Here is a 16,955-nt window from a genome sequence, read left to right as displayed (position 1 = left end):
GCGGAATATGGATAAAAGTGAGGCAGCGCGTGACGAATGGCCGCACCTGATGGCGCTTGCGCAGTCGGGCGATCAACAGGCGTATACGCGGCTGCTGAAAGCGCTGGTGCCGGTTATCCGCTCACTGGCGCGACGGCAAATCGCCGATGACGTTCTGCTGGAAGATGTTGTTCAGGATGTGCTGCTCGCCGTGCACCGGGTGCGTCATACCTACGATCCTGCATCGCCGTTTTTGCCCTGGCTGATGGCGATAGCGCACGCGCGCGGCATTGACGCCCTGCGTAAACGCGGTCGCCACTCGCTGCGGGAAACGGACTGCGACCTTGCGCCGGAGCCCTTATTCACTGCCAGTGAGCCGCCGCATTCGCAGGAAGAACTGTCGGCGCTGTTGGATCAGCTACCGGCACGCCAGCGGCAAATTGTGGAGCATGTTCATCTGCGGGAGATGAGTCTGTCGGAAACCGCGACGCACACTAATCTGACGGTCTCCGCCGTTAAGTCCCTGCTGCATCGCGCATTGAGTAATCTTCGTCGGTTAGGAGCACAACATGGCCGATCATGACGTATTGATAGAAAAATTAAGCCGCTCAATGGAGCCGGTAAAACGCCCGTGGCAACCGGGCTGGCGTACTCTGGCATGGGTTGCCATGGCATTGCCCTGCGGGATCGTCGCCAGCTTGTTGCTTAACCGCACACTGACCGACTGGTCACAAACGGGAGCGAACTGGGCAGCGTTACAGCTCCTGCTGACATTTGTCGCCGGTCTGCTTGCGGTGCGTAACGCTTTTTTACTGAGCATTGCCGGGCAGCGACCGCTGAACTGGCGATGGTTTGCGCCGCTGGCAGGTCTCTGGTTAATCAGCACACTCGCCAACCTGCATAGCCACCAGGCTGCGCCTGCCGTCGGTGCCATAGAAGGACCGAATTGCTACTTGTTTATGGTCGTGGTCAGTACGCCGATGGTGGCGATGGTGATTGGTTATCTGCGCCGTACACGCACGCTCTATCCGCTGCGCAGCCTGGCCGCGGCGGGGGCAGGGGTTGCCTGTATGGCGCTCACGCTGCTGTCGCTGTGCCACCCGACGCATATCAGCGCGCTGGATCTGCTGATGCATATTGCGGCCACCGCCACGATTGTGACGGTGACCATTGGGGTGGGTTACCGCTGGGTGTCGTTGCCGTAATCAGCTTTTGGGGAAGATCCAGAGTTGATCGTCTGGCAATACCACACGGTAATTTTGCATGTCGCGCTGCTGAGTGCCGTACACGCGGATCACAAAGTCATCCCCTGCCGTGCGGAACAGATACTCCCAGCGATCGCCAAGGTACATGCTGGTAAGCATTGGTAACTCCATGGAATTATCCTGCGGCGCATCGACCAGCCGCAGGCTCTCCACCCGGATCACCGCCGTCGCCTGCTGACCGACGCTCAGTCCCGGCCCGGCCACGCCCCACAATGACCATTTCGCGCCTTCGATACGCGCCCTGCCGTTGCTGATATCGGTCACCGTTCCGTGCAGGCGGTTATTGCTGCCCATAAATTCAGCGGTAAACAGCGTCGACGGGGTGCTGTACATCTCCTGTGGAGTGCCCTGTTGTTCGATGACGCCGTTGTTGAGCAACAAAATACGATCGGAAATCGCCATCGCTTCATTCTGATCGTGGGTAACCATCAGCGCCGACAGCCCCAGCTTCACAATCAGCTCACGCAAAAAAACGCGCGCTTCTTCGCGCAGCTTGGCATCCAGGTTCGACAACGGTTCATCGAGCAGGATCACCGGCGGGTTATAGACCAGCGCACGGCCAATGGCGACACGCTGCTGCTGCCCCCCGGAAAGCTGGTGCGGATGGCGCTTGCCCAGGTGCCCCAACCCCAGTTGATCGAGCACCGTTTGCGTACGTTGGGTGATTTCTGCAGAGGGGACCTTGCGCAGCTTCAGTGGATAAGCGACGTTCTCGAATACCGTTTTATGCGGCCACAGGGCATAGGACTGGAACACCAGCCCCAGATTGCGCTCTTCCGCCGGGATTTCGCTGCGCGGGGTGCCGTCATAAACAATGTTGCTGCCAATGGTGATGCGCCCCTGAGTGGGTTTCTCCAACCCGGCCACCGCGCGCAGCAAGGTGGTTTTGCCACTGCCAGACGGACCAAGCAGCGACACCACTTCGCCGCGTTTCAGCTCCATCGATACGCCTTTCAGCACCGGGTTGTCGCCGTAAGTCAGATGTAAGTTCTCTACCGATAGCTCAATCATGTAATTTCACTCCAAAACGCAGGGCCACACCCAGACCAATGACCACCAGCAGAATGTTGATAAACGACAGCGCTGCAACGATATCAATCGCTCCCGCAGCCCACAGCGACACCAGCATCGAGCCAATCGTCTCCGTCCCCGGGGAGAGCAAATAGACACCGGTTGAGTACTCGCGCTCAAAAATGAGGAACATCAGCAGCCATGAGCCAATCAGGCCATAACGCGATAGCGGCACCGTCACATGGCGTGTGACCTGGCCGCTGGTCGCCCCGGTACTGCGCGCCGCTTCCTCCAGCTCCGGCCCCACCTGCAACAGGGTGGAAGAGATCAGCCGCAGGCCGTAGGCCATCCACACCACGGTATAAGCCAGCCAGACGCTGAAAATGGTGTTTCGCAACGATCGTAGCCAGACAATCAGGTTCTCACGCAGCCACTCCGCCACCGGCAACCCGGAGAGCCAGCCGTTTTTCAGCGACTGATCGAGCCACATCGGCAAAAACAGGAACACCCACAAAAACGCCAGCCCCGCCAGCAACCCCGGCACAGCACGGGGCACCAGCACGCTGTAATCGAGGAACCGCGTGACGTTATCCTGCTTGCGGTGCATGGCAATGCCGACAAACAGATAGCAGATCACCGCCAGCGCCCCGCCGAACACGCCAATTGCCATTGAGTTCACTATCGCGCGCAACAGATTGGGCTGCTGCCAGATATTACGGAAGGTATCCAGCGAAACCTCATCCCACAGTGAAACGCCAACCCCCCAGTTCGAGATAAATGCCCGCAGCACAACGCCAATCAGCGGTACGCCGATGGTGACGGTTAACCAGGCCACCACCACCGCGCCAGCGACCCAGCGCCATTTGCCCAGCGGCAGCGCCCGCGCCTGCGACGCTTTGCCTTTCATGGTGACAAAGCGGTTGGCGGTGCGCATCAGGCGGCGTTGCAGCATCACTAGCGGAATGGTGATGCAGATAAGCACCACGGCAACGGCAGCCATCAGATGATAAGAAGGCGTGCCCAGCTTGTTGGTGAGCTTATAGAGATAGGTGGCCAGCACCATGTTGCCTTCGGGGTCGCCCAGCACCAGCATCAGGCCGAACACCTCCAGCCCGAGGAAGAACAGCAACACGCAGGCGTACAGAATCGACGGGCGCACCATCGGCAAGCTGACAGATGTCATCACCTGCAGTGGCGACGCGCCCACGGTACGGGCAGCCTCTTCCACATCAGAGCCCACGCTGCGCAGTGCCGACGAGATATACAAATAGGCATGCGGCACGTGTGTCAGTCCGGCAATCACCACAATGCTGAACATGGAGTAGATATTCCACGGCACAAAGCCGATCACCTCCTCGGCCCAGCGCGAAAAGAAGCCCACCGGCCCGGCGGCAACCACATAGCCAAAGCCCAACACCATCGGCGAAACAAAGATCGGCACCAGGATCAACGGCTCAATAAAGCGGCGACCGGGCAAGTCGGTGCGCACCATGAGAAACGCGAGAATACCGCCCAGCGGAATAGCGATAAACACCAGGCCAAACGCCAGAATAAAGCCGGATTTCAGCGCCAGATAAAAATCCGGATCGGTAAAAATAAAGGCGAAAGATTCGAGACTCAGCTCTTTGGAACGGACAAAAAAGGGCGCGGAGAGAAAACTCTGCACCACAATAAATAACAGCGGAACATAAATAACCAACGCGGTGATCAGCACGATCACACCGCGCGGCATCCCCTGCCACTTTCTGCGCAATGTATTCATTGGTCATCCCTTTGGTCAGGTATTTCAGGCAAACCATCCTGGCGATGAAAAGGGGGCGCGCTATCACGACGCGCCGCCCGTACAGCCATTATTTGGCGGCAGCCGCACGCCATTGTTTAATAAATTCCAGACGCTTTTTCGGTTCCAGATATTCCAGCAGCGACGCATCCACATGGATCGGTTTGAGCGCATCGCCAAGCATTTTGGTCATGCCATCAATGTCGTTTTTGCCTTCAATATCGTTACGCAGGGAGGGAATGTCCGCCTGATTGGCCAGAATGCTCTGCCCTTTTTCCGACAACACATAGTCGAACCACAATTTGGCGGCGTTGCTGTGTTCCGCTTGCGCGCTGATAAACGAGACGCGGGACAACACCAGGATATAGTCTTTCGGGTAAGAAATACCCAGTGCATTATCCCCTTTGGCGCGGGCTTCGGCGTACGATCCGAGGATGTTATAGCCAATCAGGTTTTCCCCGGAGGAGACACGCTCCATCATCGTGCCGGTGGAGGACTGCACCGTCAGCCCACCTTTTGCCACGTCCGCCAGATGCGCGAAATAGTCTTTATCGAATTTGAGATCTTCCACCGCCAGCATAAAGCCCAGCCCGGATTTTTCGATATCGTAGGTAGTGACTTTATTTTTGAATTTATCGGTCTGGCTGGCGATCAATTTGGCCAGTGCGGTATGCGAGTCCGGCACATCACCCTGCGGAATCAAGCGCTTGTTATAAATAAACACGACTGGTTCATAGGTGGTGCCATAGGCTTTATTCTGCCACACCGCCCATTTCGGTAATTTACTCACTTCCGGGGAGGCGTATTCGTCAGCGTAATCAGTCGCCAGTTTCAGCGCGGTATCCATCGACGAACTCCAGACCACATCACCGCTACCGCCGCCGGAAGCCTGCTCGCTCAGATAGCGGTTGTACAGTTCGGTGCTGTTCATGTCGTTATATTCGACTTTGATGCCCGGATACTGCGCCTCAAAGCCTTTGATTAACGGCCCTGCGGCTTTGGTGTCAGTAGTGGAGTAGATAACAACTTTGCCTTCTTTGGTGCCAGCGTCGACTATTTTCTGATAGTCCGCCGGGTAGCCCTGTGGTACCGCCGCCAGTGCGGAGCCAGAAAAAAGCAGAGCCAGCGCAGCGACCAGTAGATCTGTTTTCTTATCCATGAACAATCCCTCGGTATCATTTTTTAAACACAAATTTAACATATAGCGTGAGATCTGGCCGATGCAACGCAGTGGCTTGTTTTTTGCGACTTTTGTGACGCTGGCGTGATTAAAATAACGGGTGTTGCAGTGCGAAAGCGGGAAGGCGGTTAACGAGCCGGATGGCATGAGAGAAACAGCGCTGATTTCGCAGTAAACCTTCCATCATCAGCGCTGTTGGGGCAACAGGAATTCGCCGGGATTAATCGCCTAAAATTAGCGGGCGGTCATATAAGATAATGTGCTGCGGATTTTGCGGATCGTATTTTACAGTGGTGCCGTTACCTTCGGAAAAACGCACAATTTCACGGCGGTTCAGGTGCTCAAACACGCTCGCCTGCACCACCTGCCCTTCGCGGGTTCTGAAGCGCAGTACCAGTTCACAATAGACTGTGCGCCTCTCCATCAAGTTGGTGCGCTTAAGGGCAATAATATCGGCATTCGCGCCAATACCATATTTGCTCACATGCACCTCAATAAACATCTGGCGGATCCAACGCACCAACTTGTAGAGACCAAACAGTAGCAACGCGGCTACCGCAAGGAAAATAATGTCATAAAGGTTAGTATGCATACCGATCTTCCCGGTGGCTACAATGACTCACTAACACAGGCTCAGTCACCTAAAATCAGCGGTTTATCAATATCATCCATGCCAATGCGTTTTGGGTCTTTAGGATCATATTTGAGCGTTGCCCCGTTACCCGGCGCATAACGCATTATTCCATCAGCATCAAGTGCTCTGAGCAATGTGGAATGAACTTCAACCCCTTCGCGCGTTTTAAACCTAAATGTCAGTCTGTACACCGGAATATTGGCGTCAAAATGCCCCGTTGGACTCCTGGCGACAATATCCGCATTGACACCGATACCCGTTCTCAGCACTTTAATTTCGACAAACATCTGCCTGACATATACGCCAAATGATTTATAAATACTCCGAATAACGCATACCCCCACAAACATAAAAAATAGATAAAAAAGATGCATCCATCTAAATTCCATTCAAACACCTCCTTTATCTCAATTTACTCAATACATTACTTGCCTATCTTGTAAATTGAGACATGACAACACATACGCATTAATCACCCAAAATCAGTGGCTTATCATAGAGAGCAATACGTTTGGGATCTTTGGGATCATATTTTATTGTGGTTCCATTACCAGGTGCAAAACGCATAACTTCCTCTGCGGCAAGAGCCTTATCCAGGCTTGACTCAACCTCAGTTCCCTCTTTCGTTTTGAATTTAAACGTTATTCTATAAACAGGTAATTCAGCATCGAACATATCCGTCCGATTGCGAGAAACAATATCAGCATTGACACCAATACCATTTCGTCTAACTTCTGATTCCATCATTCCCTGTCTGATTCCAGGGATAACCATAGACCCTGCCATCATCACCACTCTAAAAAAAACAAAAGCGAGAAAGAGATAAACAAGATAAATCCATCTGAATTCCATTTTATAACCCCATAAATCTAGACAATTAGCGTCAATGCTTTAGAGCTCCAGCGAAGTGCTCCAGACTCAAGTAGTACACCTACCTTCTCGTATTTAAGCGGATTATTTTTTTTCTCAAAAGCTTTAGATGATATCGATATGACCTGCCGCGAAATAGATGTATTCGCGGCCGATACCGTTAAGCCTTTGTAATCACCTGATACCCCAGTAAAGCTTTCAGATGCTCCTGTCACGCTGAAACTATTACCCGTTATAGCCTCTTTATGCCCCCCAACTGTATAGGACGACTTCGGTGCATCCAGGTTTATCGCCACGCCACTGCGTAAGGTAATGGTTTGCGGGCTGGTAATAGTAATGGTCCCGGCATTGACATTCTGCGTCCAGTTGCCGCTGTTGACATTGATGGTGACCCCGCCATCAATCGTCTCGGTTTGCCCGGTTTTAATGGTGGTGGTTAACGCGCTATCAAAGTTCTGCGTCACATTGCCGGTCACATGGTGCGACTCATTGCCGGTCACATCGGTGGTGCGGCCATCTTTAATGATCACCTTGTCGCCACCACTGGTGATCTCCAGTTTGCGCCCATTCTGAATGGTGGTGGTTTCGCTATCGTTAAAGGTTTTGGTTTCCGCTTTCGTCACCGTGGTGGTGCGCTTCGCCTGATAATTGAAAGTCGCATCTTCCGTAACCGTATCGGTCTGCGTCTTTTTGATGGTGGTGTTACGATGACCATCAATCGCTACCGTCTGGTCGTTCTCTACCGTCACGCTCATATCTTTTTCGGCGTGCAAATCGACGGCTTCACTGCCCGGCTTATCCTCAAAAAACAGGTAGCTGGCATTATCTTTATTGCCGTCTTTACTGCGCGTCATAAAGCCCATCACCGTTGCCGCCGCAGGCAGTTCCCACGGTGGCATGCTGGATTCGTTATATACGCGCCCGGTAATGATCGGTCGATCCGGGTCGCCATTGATAAAGTCGACCACCACTTCATCGCCGATACGCGGAATTTGCACGCCGCCAAAGCCCTGTCCGGCCCACGCGCTGGAAACGCGCACCCAGCAGGAGCTGGTATCGTCGCCTTTGGCCTGGCGGTCCCAATGGAATTTCACCTTCACACGACCATAGCGGTCGGTCCAGATGCTTTCACCTTGTGGCCCCACCACATTCGCTGTCTGCGGCCCGTAGGTGCGCGGCCAGGGCGTTTTCACTTCCGGGCGATACGGTGTTGAAGAGGGAATAACAGAAAATTCAATGCGATGCATGGTATCGCCCGCATCACCGGAAGCGTACTGATTCTCGCGGAAGTCATATTCGGCAGCGGTCACCAGGTATTCGCCGTTATCACCAGCAAAAGGCGCGTTGCTTAACTGAAAAACGGCGCCTGGCACGATACCCGTTGCGGTTGCGGAACCGACAATTTGTTGATGATCCACTTGCCAGCGCTCCTGACGGATGCGGGCATACTTTTCACCGTGGCTGTGTTCGCTAAAACGGCCGGGCCATTCATAGACGTCAATATCGCCGGGCATGGGTGACGCGGGGTTTTGCCGCGCCTGGAACAACCATGCGTTGGGCTGGCGGAAATCATAATCCTCAAGGCTCAGCTTGCCCGGCGTCACGCTGTCTTCCATCGCCCACTGGCTGATTCCCTCTTCCCCGGTAACGCCGCCCGACGTGGTCGAATGATAAGGGATGCTTTCGTACCCCGGAAACGCTTCGCTTTTCGAACCGGTATCTGTCAACACCAACTGATGGCTGTCCGCCGCATGGCGGAAGTGATAGGCGATCCCTTCCAGCTCCAGCAAACGGCTGACAAAATCCAGACTGCTTTCCTGGTACTGTACGCAGTAATCCCAGACACGGTAACTGCTGGTCAGTTGATCATCGACTTTGACCTGGTATTCGCTGAACAGCGTTTTAACGATTTCCGGTACCGTCTGCCCCTGGAAAATACGCATATTACGGTCACGCTTCATGGGCCAAAGGTCGGACTCGACGGTCAGGGTATAAGCGGCATAGCGCGTACCCGAAAGCTCCACCGGGCGCACACCTGCACGCGTCACTTTGCCGTTGAGATAGCGTGGCGTGGTGAGCGATTGTGTTGGCACCGTCACGGTGACCGACTGGCCGAGCAATTTGCTGCGATCGACACGTGCATCCTCGCCAAGCAGCGTGAGATTAAAAACAAAAGGTTCTGAAAGTGCCTCGCGGCCCGACAGTTGCCAAAAAAGCAGGCTGTCTGCGGAAGGCAATTTAACGGAAATACGCTCGTTCATTCTTTATCCATCCTTTGTATGGCGCGAGCATCAGCACCGTAAACCGATTTGGGACCGGTTTGACCCCAAGAGTGATCGTGAATGTTGCAAAATGCCCCAACCGCATTAGTCGCATGGGTTTCTGACCGGGCATCAAATACAGGTGCGGAGATTTAATGCTATCCATAAGCTTGCACATAATTTATATATAAAGCGGAAATGGCCTGAAACCTGACGCTTATATTTCATATTTTTCATGCGTAAAGGCTTATCTAGCATACTCTCTTTGTTGCCGCCCCGGATAAGAATAATCCGAAGTTCAAATGTCAGCGAAATTCAAATAAGTCATGAGAGCAACCAATAATGTATCAATAATAACGGTGCGTGATGTCACCGACTTCCGCCAGGCCCAATCGGTCGTATTGATCGCAGATGAAGTAACGAATATCACCGTTCCCGGCCTGTTGCTTGAAGCGGCGGTACAGGTGGATAACACGCGCTATCTGCTGTTTCTTACTGATGATGTAATCTTTGAAGAATCCCTGACCATCGTGCTGATTGATATCCGGCATGGCGTAAAGGAGGTTGTGCGAATTGGCCAGATGTGGGCAACGGGCATTTTTGAGAATGTATCAATTAGCGCGGAGCAGGTCCGTTTTCGTTTTCTGGGTGAAGGCGAGTGGGTTGTCGAAATATCTTCAGCGCCGCGTCTGCGGCTACCCTTCTTTTCCGATCCTGCGGGCGTACAGCGTGCGCCCGGATGGCAAAAATATATCACTATCACTTACATGAAATAGCCTGCTCATCTTATTCCCTTCCCAACGAAGCCACACGTTCACTATTTGTTCGTCTTTCCGTCATAAAACGATCATCACCCGTCCTCTTAATGGTCGCCAGTTTAATGAAAAAACCGGATGACTTATGAACAGCGCATTGGCGGAAATTTCTGAAGGCCACTATTCGTCTCTGCATCAACTCAACACGGTGCCGAAACAAAAAGTGCTAAGCGTAAACCACTTACGCAAGTCCTATAACGCGCACCAGACCGTGTTGCACGACATCAGCTTCGATCTGCATCGCGGCGAGATGGTCGGCGTGATTGGTCGCTCGGGCGCGGGGAAATCAACCCTGCTGCACGTTCTGAACGGCACGCACAGTGCGACGTCCGGTGAGATCAACAGCTTCCCGGAAGTGGGTACGCCGCGCGATGTTTCACGCCTCAAAGGCCGCGCGCTTAATCAGTGGCGCAGCGAATGCGGGATGATTTTCCAGGACTTCTGCCTGGTACCGCGCCTTGATGTGCTCACCAATGTGCTGCTGGGTCGTCTGAGCCAGACATCAACGCTGAAATCCCTGTTTAAAGTGTTCACCGATGAAGATCGCGCCAGAGCCATTGCGCTGCTGGAGTGGCTGAATATGTTGCCGCATGCCCTCCAGCGTGCGGAAACCCTCTCCGGTGGCCAGATGCAACGCGTGGCGATTTGTCGGGCGCTGATCCAGAACCCTTCCATTTTGCTGGCCGACGAGCCGGTCGCGTCGCTGGATCCGAAAAACACGCAGCGCATCATGGGTGTACTGCGCGAAGTGAGCGAACAAGGCATTAGCGTGATGGTAAACCTGCACTCCGTCGAGCTGGTAAAAGAGTACTGCACGCGCGTGATTGGCGTTTCTCAGGGACGAATTGTTTTTGACGACCACCCTTCACGGCTGACGCAGGACGTTTTGCAGATCCTTTATGGCGATGAAATAAGCCAGTTGCATTAATTCTTCCCCTTCCAATGAGACAACACAGGCAATGACAATGAAAAAGCATATTTCGGGCGCATTACGTTTATCTGCATTGATGACAGGTCTGCTGCTGGCATGGCAGGCTTCGGCGGCGGAGCAGCCGAAAGAGTTGAATCTGGGGATCCTTGGCGGGCAGAACGCCACCCAACAAATTGGCGACAACCAGTGCGTCAAAGAGTTTCTTGATAAAGAGCTCAGCGTGGACACCAAACTGCGCAATTCATCTGACTACTCCGGCGTGATCCAGGGTCTGCTGGGCGGCAAAGTCGATGTAGTGCTGAGCATGTCGCCTTCGTCTTACGCCTCGGTGTATATCAACAACCCGAAAGCGGTCGATATCGTCGGCATCGCCGTGGATGACAAAGACAAGTCTCGCGGTTACCACTCGGTGGTGATCGTCAAAGCCGACAGCCCGTACAAAAAACTGGAAGATCTGAAAGGTAAAGCCTTTGGCTTCGCCGATCCGGACTCCACCTCTGGTTACCTGATCCCGAACTATGAATTCAAACAGAAGTTCGGCGGCAACGCGGATAACAAATACAACAACTATTTCTCCAGCGTCACTTTCTCCGGCGGTCATGAGCAGGACATCCTCGGCGTGCTGAACGGTCAGTTCGCTGGCGCCGTCACCTGGACGTCTATGGTCGGCGATTACAATTCCGGTTACAGCGTGGGCGCATTTAACCGCCTGATCCGCATGGATCACCCGGACCTGATGAAACAAATCCGCATTATCTGGGAATCGCCGCTGATCCCGAACGGCCCGATCCTCGTCAGCAACAGCCTGCCGGCGGATTTCAAAGCCAAAGTCATTACGGCAATCAAAAAACTGGATACCGACAACCACGCCTGTTTCGTGAAAGCGATGGGCGGCACGCAGCATATCGGCCCGGGTAGCGTGGACGACTTTAAACAGATCATTGAGATGAAACGCGAGCTGGTTACCGCCCGTTAAGTTGTCGTCTCACGATGTCGCAAGCCCCTGCGTAAAAACCAGGGGCTTTTATTCGATTGTCATACAGGACGCAATTGCAACGCATGAGCACGTCGAATATGCAGTTTGAACACTACTATCAGCAGGTCAGAATGCGCCAAAAGCGCGATACCGTGACCTGGTCATTACTGTTGCTGGCCCTCTATTTTGCGGCGGGCAGTGCAGCGGAGTTTAATCTCGCCACCATCTGGCACTCTCTGCCCAACTTTCTCGATTACATGCTGGAAACCGTGCCCACACTGCACTGGCCAGTGCTGTTTGCCGACAGCCATACCAAGGGTTCACTGGCCTACTGGGGATATCGGCTGCCCATCCAGCTACCGCTGATCTGGGAGACCCTGCAACTGGCGCTGGCCGCCACGATCCTCTCCTTTGCCATCGCCGGTGTATTCGCCTTTCTGGCGGCAGGCAACACCTGGTCGCCTCCGGCAGTCCGCTTTGCGGTGCGCACGCTGGTGGCATTTCTGCGCACGATGCCGGAACTGGCGTGGGCGGTGATCTTTGTGATGGCCTTCGGCATCGGCGCCATTCCCGGTTTTCTGGCGCTGACGCTGCACACCATCGGCAGCCTGACCAAGCTGTTTTATGAAGCGGTGGAAAGCGCGCAAGACCGCCCCGTACGCGGGCTGGCGGCCTGCGGCGCAACGCATTTGCAGCGCATCCGCTTTGCCCTGTGGCCGCAGGTGAAACCGATTTTTCTCTCTTACGGCTTTATGCGCCTGGAGATCAACTTCCGCTCCTCCACCATTCTTGGTCTGGTCGGCGCAGGCGGCATCGGCCAGGAGCTAATGACCAACATCAAACTCGACCGTTATGATCAGGTCAGCATCACGCTGCTGCTCATTATCATTGTGGTGTCGCTGCTCGATACGCTCTCCGGGCGCTTGCGCCAGTGGGTGCTGGAGGGGAAAAAATGACCCGAGTGCAAACCGTTCAGAACGTCGCATTAAGCCGCAAGCTGAACAAAAATCTGTTCCAGGCGCAGGGGCACTATCTGCGTCGTCTTGGGCTTATCGCCCTGGCCGTTCTGCTCTATTACGGCTGGTTTTTTATGCAGTTTGGCATTCCTGCCGATCAGGCGCTCAGCGGCCTCCAGCAGATAGGGCGCTACATTCTGCGGATGTTCGTCTGGCACGACTTCCTTAACTGGCCATTTGGCTACTACTTTACGCAGATCGGCATCACGCTGGCGATTGTCTTCGCCGGGACCCTGACCGCCACAGTGTTTGCTTTGCTGCTGTCATTCCTTGCGGCGCGCAACATCATGAAAGGCGGGATTACCGGGGCAATCGCCTTTTTTATGCGCCGCGTGTTCGACATCCTGCGCGGTATTGATATGGCGATCTGGGGGCTGATTTTCGTGCGCGCCGTCGGGCTGGGACCGCTTGCCGGGGTACTGGCGATCATTATGCAGGACACCGGGTTGCTCGGGCGTCTGTATGCAGAAAGCCATGAAGCCGTGGATCGCTCCCCCGGTCGCGGCTTAACAGCGGTCGGCGCAGGGGGTTTGCAAAAACACCGCTTCAGCACCTTTACCCAGTCCTTCCCGACATTTCTTGCCCTTAGCCTCTATCAGATAGAGTCCAACACCCGTTCGGCCGCCGTGCTGGGGTTTGTTGGCGCGGGCGGCATTGGTTTGATTTATGCCGAGAACATGCGGTTGTGGAACTGGGATGTGGTGATGTTTATCACCCTGATCCTGGTGGCGGTGGTGATGCTGATGGATACCGCGTCGGCCTGGCTGCGCCGACGCTATATCACCGGCAAACCGGTGCCGTTGTTTACGCCTGAGTAAGTTGCCAGTCAAGCACCGGCCAGTGGCGCAGCGCTCCGTGCGCTGCCAGCTTCTGGCACGGGTTCACCAGGTAAACGTGGTCAGCACGCTCACACAGCGGCAGATCGTTAATCGAATCGGTGTAAAACGTCAGCGGCCCGTCATACTGCGGGTGACGGGCGAGGAAGTTCTCCAGGCAGGTGATTTTTCCCTGCTGGTAACTGGGCGTCCCGTCAATAACGCCGGTGTAGCGCCCGTTATCGGTTTTCACCTCAACGCCAATGGCGTGCTCAATGCCCAGCACCGGGGCGATAGCCTTCACCAGTAACCCCACCGATGCCGAGATAATCAGCATCGGCTGTTGCTGCGCCCGTAAGCGGTTAATCAACGCCAGCGCCTGCGGGTAGATGCGCGGCACGATCTCTTTTTCAACGCACAGCGCAACCATGCGGTCCACCAGCGCTATCGGAATATCCGTCAATGGCGACAGGGTCAGCGCCACATACGCATGCAGATCCATTTCACCGCGTGCGTAATCCAGCATCATGCGCTCTTCATGCAACAAATAGTCCGGGTTGCTGGCAAAGCCTTCACGCACCAGGTAGCGGCTCCAGAGCGTGCTGCTGTCGCCGTGGATCAAGGTGTTATCAAGATCGAAAACAAAAAGCGGTTGCGACATATGCACATCCATCTGGTTGATAAATAGACGCTCCAGCATGCAGAAAAAAGATGACAGCTTAAAGATGTTACGCAGAAATCAGAGAACGACATTGATTTGCTAAAACGGTTTAGTTAAATTTTAGCGATATTTTTTAGCGGGAGAATAGCATGTCAGCTCGAGTCTGGTGTCTGGGCGACGCCGTCGTAGATCTGCTGCCGGACGGGCCGGGACGCCTGATGCAATGTCCCGGCGGTGCGCCAGCGAATGTGGCAGTGGGAATTGCCCGGTTACAGGGGAATAGCGGCTTTATTGGCCGTGTGGGGGACGATCCGTTTGGCCGCTTTATGCAGCAAACGCTGGCGCATGAACAGGTCGACACCGCGTTTATGGCTGCCGACCCGGTGCAGCGTACCTCAACGGTGGTGGTAGCGCTGGACGATGACGGTGAGCGCTCCTTTACCTTTATGGTGCGACCCAGCGCCGATCTGTTTCTGACCAGTAAAGATTTACCTGAATTTCAGCGCGGAGAGTGGCTGCACTGCTGTTCTATCGCGCTGGCGGCCGAACCGTCGCGTAGCGCTGCGTTTACCGCCATGCAAAACATCCGCGCGGCGGGCGGGTTTGTCAGCGTTGATCCCAACATTCGTCACGACCTGTGGGCTGACGACGAACAACTGCGTCAGTGTTTACGCCAGGCGCTAACGCTGGCGGATGTGGTGAAACTCTCGGAAGAGGAGCTGGCGTTTATCAGCGGCTCGCCGCACATCGGTGCCAGCATGCAGACGCTGGCGGAGCGCTATGCCATCAGCTTATTACTGGTCACCCAAGGCAAAGCGGGGGTGCAAGCCTGGCACAACGGCACGCTTTACCACTACCCCACACTGCCAGTGGTGAGTGTCGACACCACCGGCGCAGGGGACGCATTTGTCGCCGGTTTACTGTGGGGTCTGGCGGAGCATGGCCTGCCGGACAACGAACCCGCGCTGGCAGCACGTCTGGCGAGCGCGCAAATCTGCGGCGCGCTGGCGACCACCGCAAAAGGGGCAATGACCGCGCTGCCCTATCGCCACCAGCTTGAGGATCATATCGCCTGATTTTGAGTAGGGTTACCGCTTCGTTTTGCGAGCCGTCTCACATTCACTAAACCGGTTTAGCAAATTTCATTGCGCTGATAAATTGGGCGTGATTATGATTCAACACCTAAACCGGTTTAGCAAAAATAACTTTGTGATGATGGCTCTTCCTTAGGGATGCAAAACGATGAAAAAAAGCACGCTCGCTGTAACCCTTGGTGTGATATTAAGTTCCGGATCCGTCTGGGCTGCCGATACCGGCACAAGCAGTATTGAAGCGCGCCTCGCGGCGCTGGAGCAGCGTTTACAGGCGGCGGAACAACGCGCCAGCGCTGCCGAAACCCGCGCTCAGGCGGCGGAAAAACAGGCGCAGCAACTGGCGACTGCCCAGCAAAAAACGCAAACCACCACCACACAAGTGGAACAACGCACCGCAAAACTGGAGCAGAAATCCAGCGACGAAGGGGGCTTCGAGTTCCACGGCTATGCCCGTTCCGGCTTGCTGATGAACAACTCCGCGGCCAAAACTCAGGGCGGCCCGACGGTAACGCCAGCAGGCGAAACCGGGGGGCACGTTGGGCGTCTGGGGAACGAACCGGACACCTATGTCGAAATGAACCTCGAACATAAACAGACACTGGCGAACGGGGCGACCACCCGCTTTAAAGTGATGCTTGCCGACGGGCAAAAAACCTATAACGACTGGACCGCCTCCTCCAGCGATCTCAACCTGCGTCAGGCGTTCACTGAAATCGGTCATCTGCCCACGTTTACCGGCGCGTTTAAAGACTCCACCGTCTGGGCCGGTAAGCGTTTTGACCGCGATAACTTCGATATTCACTGGATCGACTCCGATGTGGTATTCCTCGCCGGTACCGGCGCCGGGATCTACGACATGAAGTGGAGCGACGCGGCGCGCAGCAACCTGTCGATCTACGGCCGCACCTTCGGCGATATCGAAAACAGTGAAAACACCGCGCAGAACTACATTCTGTCGCTGAACAACTTTTATGGCCCGGTACAGTTGATGGTCAGCGGTATGCGTGCCAAAGATAACGACGACCGTCTCGATCTGGAAGGCAACAAAGTGAAAGGCGATGCGGCCAACACCGGCGTACACGCCCTGCTTGGTCTGCACAACGACAGCTTCTACGGTCTGCGTGAAGGGTCAGCGAAAACCGCCTTGCTGTACGGTCATGGTCTGGGCGCGGAGGTCAAATCCATTGGCTCCGACGGCGCACTGTTGCCGGAAGCCAATACCTGGCGTCTGGCGAGCTACGGCATCACCCCGCTGGGCGGCGGCTGGCATATCGCGCCGGCAGTGCTTGCGCAGAGCAGTAAAGATCGTTACGTCAAAGGCGACAGCTACCAGTGGGCCACTGCGAACCTGCGCCTGATTCAGGGCATCACGGAAAACTTCGAGATGCAGTATGAAGGCAGCTATCAGTACATGGATTTACGCCCGGAAGGGTATAACAGCCGCAACGCGGTGAGCGGCAGTTTCTACAAACTCACCGTCGCCCCAACGCTGAAAGCCAGCGATGTCGGCGAGTTCCTGAAACGCCCGGAAATTCGCCTCTTCGCCACCTGGATGGACTGGGATCATCGTCTGGATAAATACGCCAGCGATGATGCCTTTGGCAGCAACGGCTTCAAAGCCGGCGGCGAATGGAACTTCGGCGTACAAATGGAAACCTGGTTCTGAT

General features: G+C 54.8%; 17 protein-coding genes. 9 read left to right on the top strand and 8 right to left on the bottom strand.

The window, feature by feature from the left end; genetic code table 11:
* The first annotated feature begins 7 nt into the window (after positions 1-7).
* Together ACQ3G7_RS16640 and ACQ3G7_RS16635 are read left to right on the top strand one after the other, a co-directional pair.
* Entirely contained in the window at positions 8-562 is a 555-nt protein-coding gene (locus ACQ3G7_RS16640; protein WP_430890635.1) for a sigma-70 family RNA polymerase sigma factor, read from the top strand.
* On the top strand, positions 549-1,184 hold the full coding sequence (locus tag ACQ3G7_RS16635; RefSeq protein ID WP_430890634.1) for a DUF1109 domain-containing protein: 636 nt from the start codon (positions 549-551) through the stop codon (positions 1,182-1,184). The genes ACQ3G7_RS16640 and ACQ3G7_RS16635 overlap by 14 nt, the downstream gene beginning before the upstream one ends.
* Here the strand turns inward: ACQ3G7_RS16635 and ACQ3G7_RS16630 are convergent, their stop codons facing one another.
* From ACQ3G7_RS16630 to ACQ3G7_RS16600, 7 genes are all read right to left on the bottom strand, one after another.
* Positions 1,185-2,255, bottom strand: a complete 1,071-nt coding sequence (locus tag ACQ3G7_RS16630; protein WP_430890633.1) for an ABC transporter ATP-binding protein — start codon at positions 2,253-2,255, stop codon at positions 1,185-1,187.
* Positions 2,248-4,017, bottom strand: coding sequence for an ABC transporter permease (locus ACQ3G7_RS16625; protein ID WP_263099636.1), 1,770 nt, complete (start codon positions 4,015-4,017; stop codon positions 2,248-2,250). The genes ACQ3G7_RS16630 and ACQ3G7_RS16625 overlap by 8 nt, the downstream gene beginning before the upstream one ends.
* An 88-nt stretch (positions 4,018-4,105) precedes the next feature.
* A complete protein-coding gene (locus tag ACQ3G7_RS16620; protein WP_430890632.1) occupies positions 4,106-5,194 on the bottom strand; it encodes an ABC transporter substrate-binding protein in 1,089 nt (362 codons plus the stop codon).
* 241 nt (positions 5,195-5,435) lie between these two features.
* The gene (locus ACQ3G7_RS16615; RefSeq protein WP_430890631.1) at positions 5,436-5,807 is read right to left on the bottom strand and encodes a DUF3592 domain-containing protein; all 372 of its coding nucleotides are present in this window, start codon (positions 5,805-5,807) and stop codon (positions 5,436-5,438) included.
* A gap of 41 nt (positions 5,808-5,848) precedes the next feature.
* Positions 5,849-6,238: a DUF3592 domain-containing protein gene (locus ACQ3G7_RS16610; RefSeq protein WP_430890630.1), complete on the bottom strand. Its 390-nt coding sequence runs from the start codon at positions 6,236-6,238 to the stop codon at positions 5,849-5,851.
* Positions 6,239-6,317: 79 nt separating this feature from the next.
* The gene (locus ACQ3G7_RS16605) at positions 6,318-6,701 is read right to left on the bottom strand and encodes a DUF3592 domain-containing protein (protein ID WP_430890629.1); all 384 of its coding nucleotides are present in this window, start codon (positions 6,699-6,701) and stop codon (positions 6,318-6,320) included.
* A gap of 17 nt (positions 6,702-6,718) precedes the next feature.
* The gene (locus ACQ3G7_RS16600; RefSeq protein ID WP_430890628.1) at positions 6,719-8,980 is read right to left on the bottom strand and encodes a type VI secretion system Vgr family protein; all 2,262 of its coding nucleotides are present in this window, start codon (positions 8,978-8,980) and stop codon (positions 6,719-6,721) included.
* Positions 8,981-9,339: 359 nt separating this feature from the next.
* Between ACQ3G7_RS16600 and ACQ3G7_RS16595 the strand changes: the two genes are divergently transcribed.
* From ACQ3G7_RS16595 to phnE (ACQ3G7_RS16575), 5 genes are all read left to right on the top strand, one after another.
* On the top strand, positions 9,340-9,756 hold the full coding sequence (locus tag ACQ3G7_RS16595) for a hypothetical protein (protein WP_430890627.1): 417 nt from the start codon (positions 9,340-9,342) through the stop codon (positions 9,754-9,756).
* A gap of 124 nt (positions 9,757-9,880) precedes the next feature.
* The gene (gene phnC / locus ACQ3G7_RS16590) at positions 9,881-10,723 is read left to right on the top strand and encodes a phosphonate ABC transporter ATP-binding protein (RefSeq protein ID WP_263099631.1); all 843 of its coding nucleotides are present in this window, start codon (positions 9,881-9,883) and stop codon (positions 10,721-10,723) included.
* A 37-nt stretch (positions 10,724-10,760) separates the two neighbouring features.
* The gene (gene phnD / locus ACQ3G7_RS16585; RefSeq protein WP_061493500.1) at positions 10,761-11,702 is read left to right on the top strand and encodes a phosphonate ABC transporter substrate-binding protein; all 942 of its coding nucleotides are present in this window, start codon (positions 10,761-10,763) and stop codon (positions 11,700-11,702) included.
* 83 nt (positions 11,703-11,785) lie between these two features.
* Positions 11,786-12,658 carry a phosphonate ABC transporter, permease protein PhnE gene (gene phnE / locus ACQ3G7_RS16580; RefSeq protein WP_430890626.1) on the top strand — a complete coding sequence of 291 codons (873 nt, stop codon included), beginning with the start codon at positions 11,786-11,788 and terminating at the stop codon, positions 12,656-12,658.
* Positions 12,655-13,536, top strand: coding sequence for a phosphonate ABC transporter, permease protein PhnE (gene phnE / locus ACQ3G7_RS16575; RefSeq protein WP_430890625.1), 882 nt, complete (start codon positions 12,655-12,657; stop codon positions 13,534-13,536). Before phnE (ACQ3G7_RS16580) ends, phnE (ACQ3G7_RS16575) begins: the two co-directional genes overlap by 4 nt.
* Here phnE (ACQ3G7_RS16575) and ACQ3G7_RS16570 read toward each other — a convergent pair.
* Positions 13,523-14,194 (bottom strand): HAD family hydrolase, encoded by a 672-nt coding sequence (locus ACQ3G7_RS16570; protein ID WP_430890624.1) that lies wholly within the window; start codon positions 14,192-14,194, stop codon positions 13,523-13,525. The two genes, phnE (ACQ3G7_RS16575) and ACQ3G7_RS16570, sit on opposite strands and share 14 nt — an antisense overlap.
* Positions 14,195-14,343: 149 nt before the next feature.
* Between ACQ3G7_RS16570 and cscK the strand changes: the two genes are divergently transcribed.
* On the top strand, positions 14,344-15,270 hold the full coding sequence (gene cscK / locus ACQ3G7_RS16565; RefSeq protein WP_430890623.1) for a fructokinase: 927 nt from the start codon (positions 14,344-14,346) through the stop codon (positions 15,268-15,270).
* A gap of 166 nt (positions 15,271-15,436) precedes the next feature.
* Positions 15,437-16,954 (top strand): carbohydrate porin, encoded by a 1,518-nt coding sequence (locus ACQ3G7_RS16560; protein ID WP_263099626.1) that lies wholly within the window; start codon positions 15,437-15,439, stop codon positions 16,952-16,954.
* The last annotated feature ends 1 nt before the right edge of the window (position 16,955 follow it).

This window comes from Kosakonia sp. N21 (genome assembly GCF_050587465.1).
In the GTDB taxonomy this organism is placed as follows: Bacteria; Pseudomonadota; Gammaproteobacteria; order Enterobacterales; family Enterobacteriaceae.
Note: the sequence above shows the minus strand (reverse complement) of the source record. Positions and strands in the feature narration are given on the sequence as shown.

Excerpts from the sequence above, each read along its gene's own strand:
- ACQ3G7_RS16640 (WP_430890635.1), top strand. The coding sequence starts at position 8 with ATGGATAAAAGTGAGGCAGCGCGTGACGAATGGCCGCACCTGATGGCG.
- ACQ3G7_RS16635 (WP_430890634.1), top strand. The coding sequence starts at position 549 with ATGGCCGATCATGACGTATTGATAGAAAAATTAAGCCGCTCAATGGAG.
- ACQ3G7_RS16630 (WP_430890633.1), bottom strand. The coding sequence starts at position 2,255 with ATGATTGAGCTATCGGTAGAGAACTTACATCTGACTTACGGCGACAAC.
- ACQ3G7_RS16625 (WP_263099636.1), bottom strand. The coding sequence starts at position 4,017 with ATGAATACATTGCGCAGAAAGTGGCAGGGGATGCCGCGCGGTGTGATC.
- ACQ3G7_RS16620 (WP_430890632.1), bottom strand. The coding sequence starts at position 5,194 with ATGGATAAGAAAACAGATCTACTGGTCGCTGCGCTGGCTCTGCTTTTT.
- ACQ3G7_RS16615 (WP_430890631.1), bottom strand. The coding sequence starts at position 5,807 with ATGCATACTAACCTTTATGACATTATTTTCCTTGCGGTAGCCGCGTTG.
- ACQ3G7_RS16610 (WP_430890630.1), bottom strand. The coding sequence starts at position 6,238 with ATGGAATTTAGATGGATGCATCTTTTTTATCTATTTTTTATGTTTGTG.
- ACQ3G7_RS16605 (WP_430890629.1), bottom strand. The coding sequence starts at position 6,701 with ATGGAATTCAGATGGATTTATCTTGTTTATCTCTTTCTCGCTTTTGTT.
- ACQ3G7_RS16600 (WP_430890628.1), bottom strand. The coding sequence starts at position 8,980 with ATGAACGAGCGTATTTCCGTTAAATTGCCTTCCGCAGACAGCCTGCTT.
- phnC (WP_263099631.1), top strand. The coding sequence starts at position 9,881 with ATGAACAGCGCATTGGCGGAAATTTCTGAAGGCCACTATTCGTCTCTG.
- phnD (WP_061493500.1), top strand. The coding sequence starts at position 10,761 with ATGAAAAAGCATATTTCGGGCGCATTACGTTTATCTGCATTGATGACA.
- phnE (WP_430890626.1), top strand. The coding sequence starts at position 11,786 with ATGAGCACGTCGAATATGCAGTTTGAACACTACTATCAGCAGGTCAGA.
- phnE (WP_430890625.1), top strand. The coding sequence starts at position 12,655 with ATGACCCGAGTGCAAACCGTTCAGAACGTCGCATTAAGCCGCAAGCTG.
- ACQ3G7_RS16570 (WP_430890624.1), bottom strand. The coding sequence starts at position 14,194 with ATGTCGCAACCGCTTTTTGTTTTCGATCTTGATAACACCTTGATCCAC.
- cscK (WP_430890623.1), top strand. The coding sequence starts at position 14,344 with ATGTCAGCTCGAGTCTGGTGTCTGGGCGACGCCGTCGTAGATCTGCTG.
- ACQ3G7_RS16560 (WP_263099626.1), top strand. The coding sequence starts at position 15,437 with ATGAAAAAAAGCACGCTCGCTGTAACCCTTGGTGTGATATTAAGTTCC.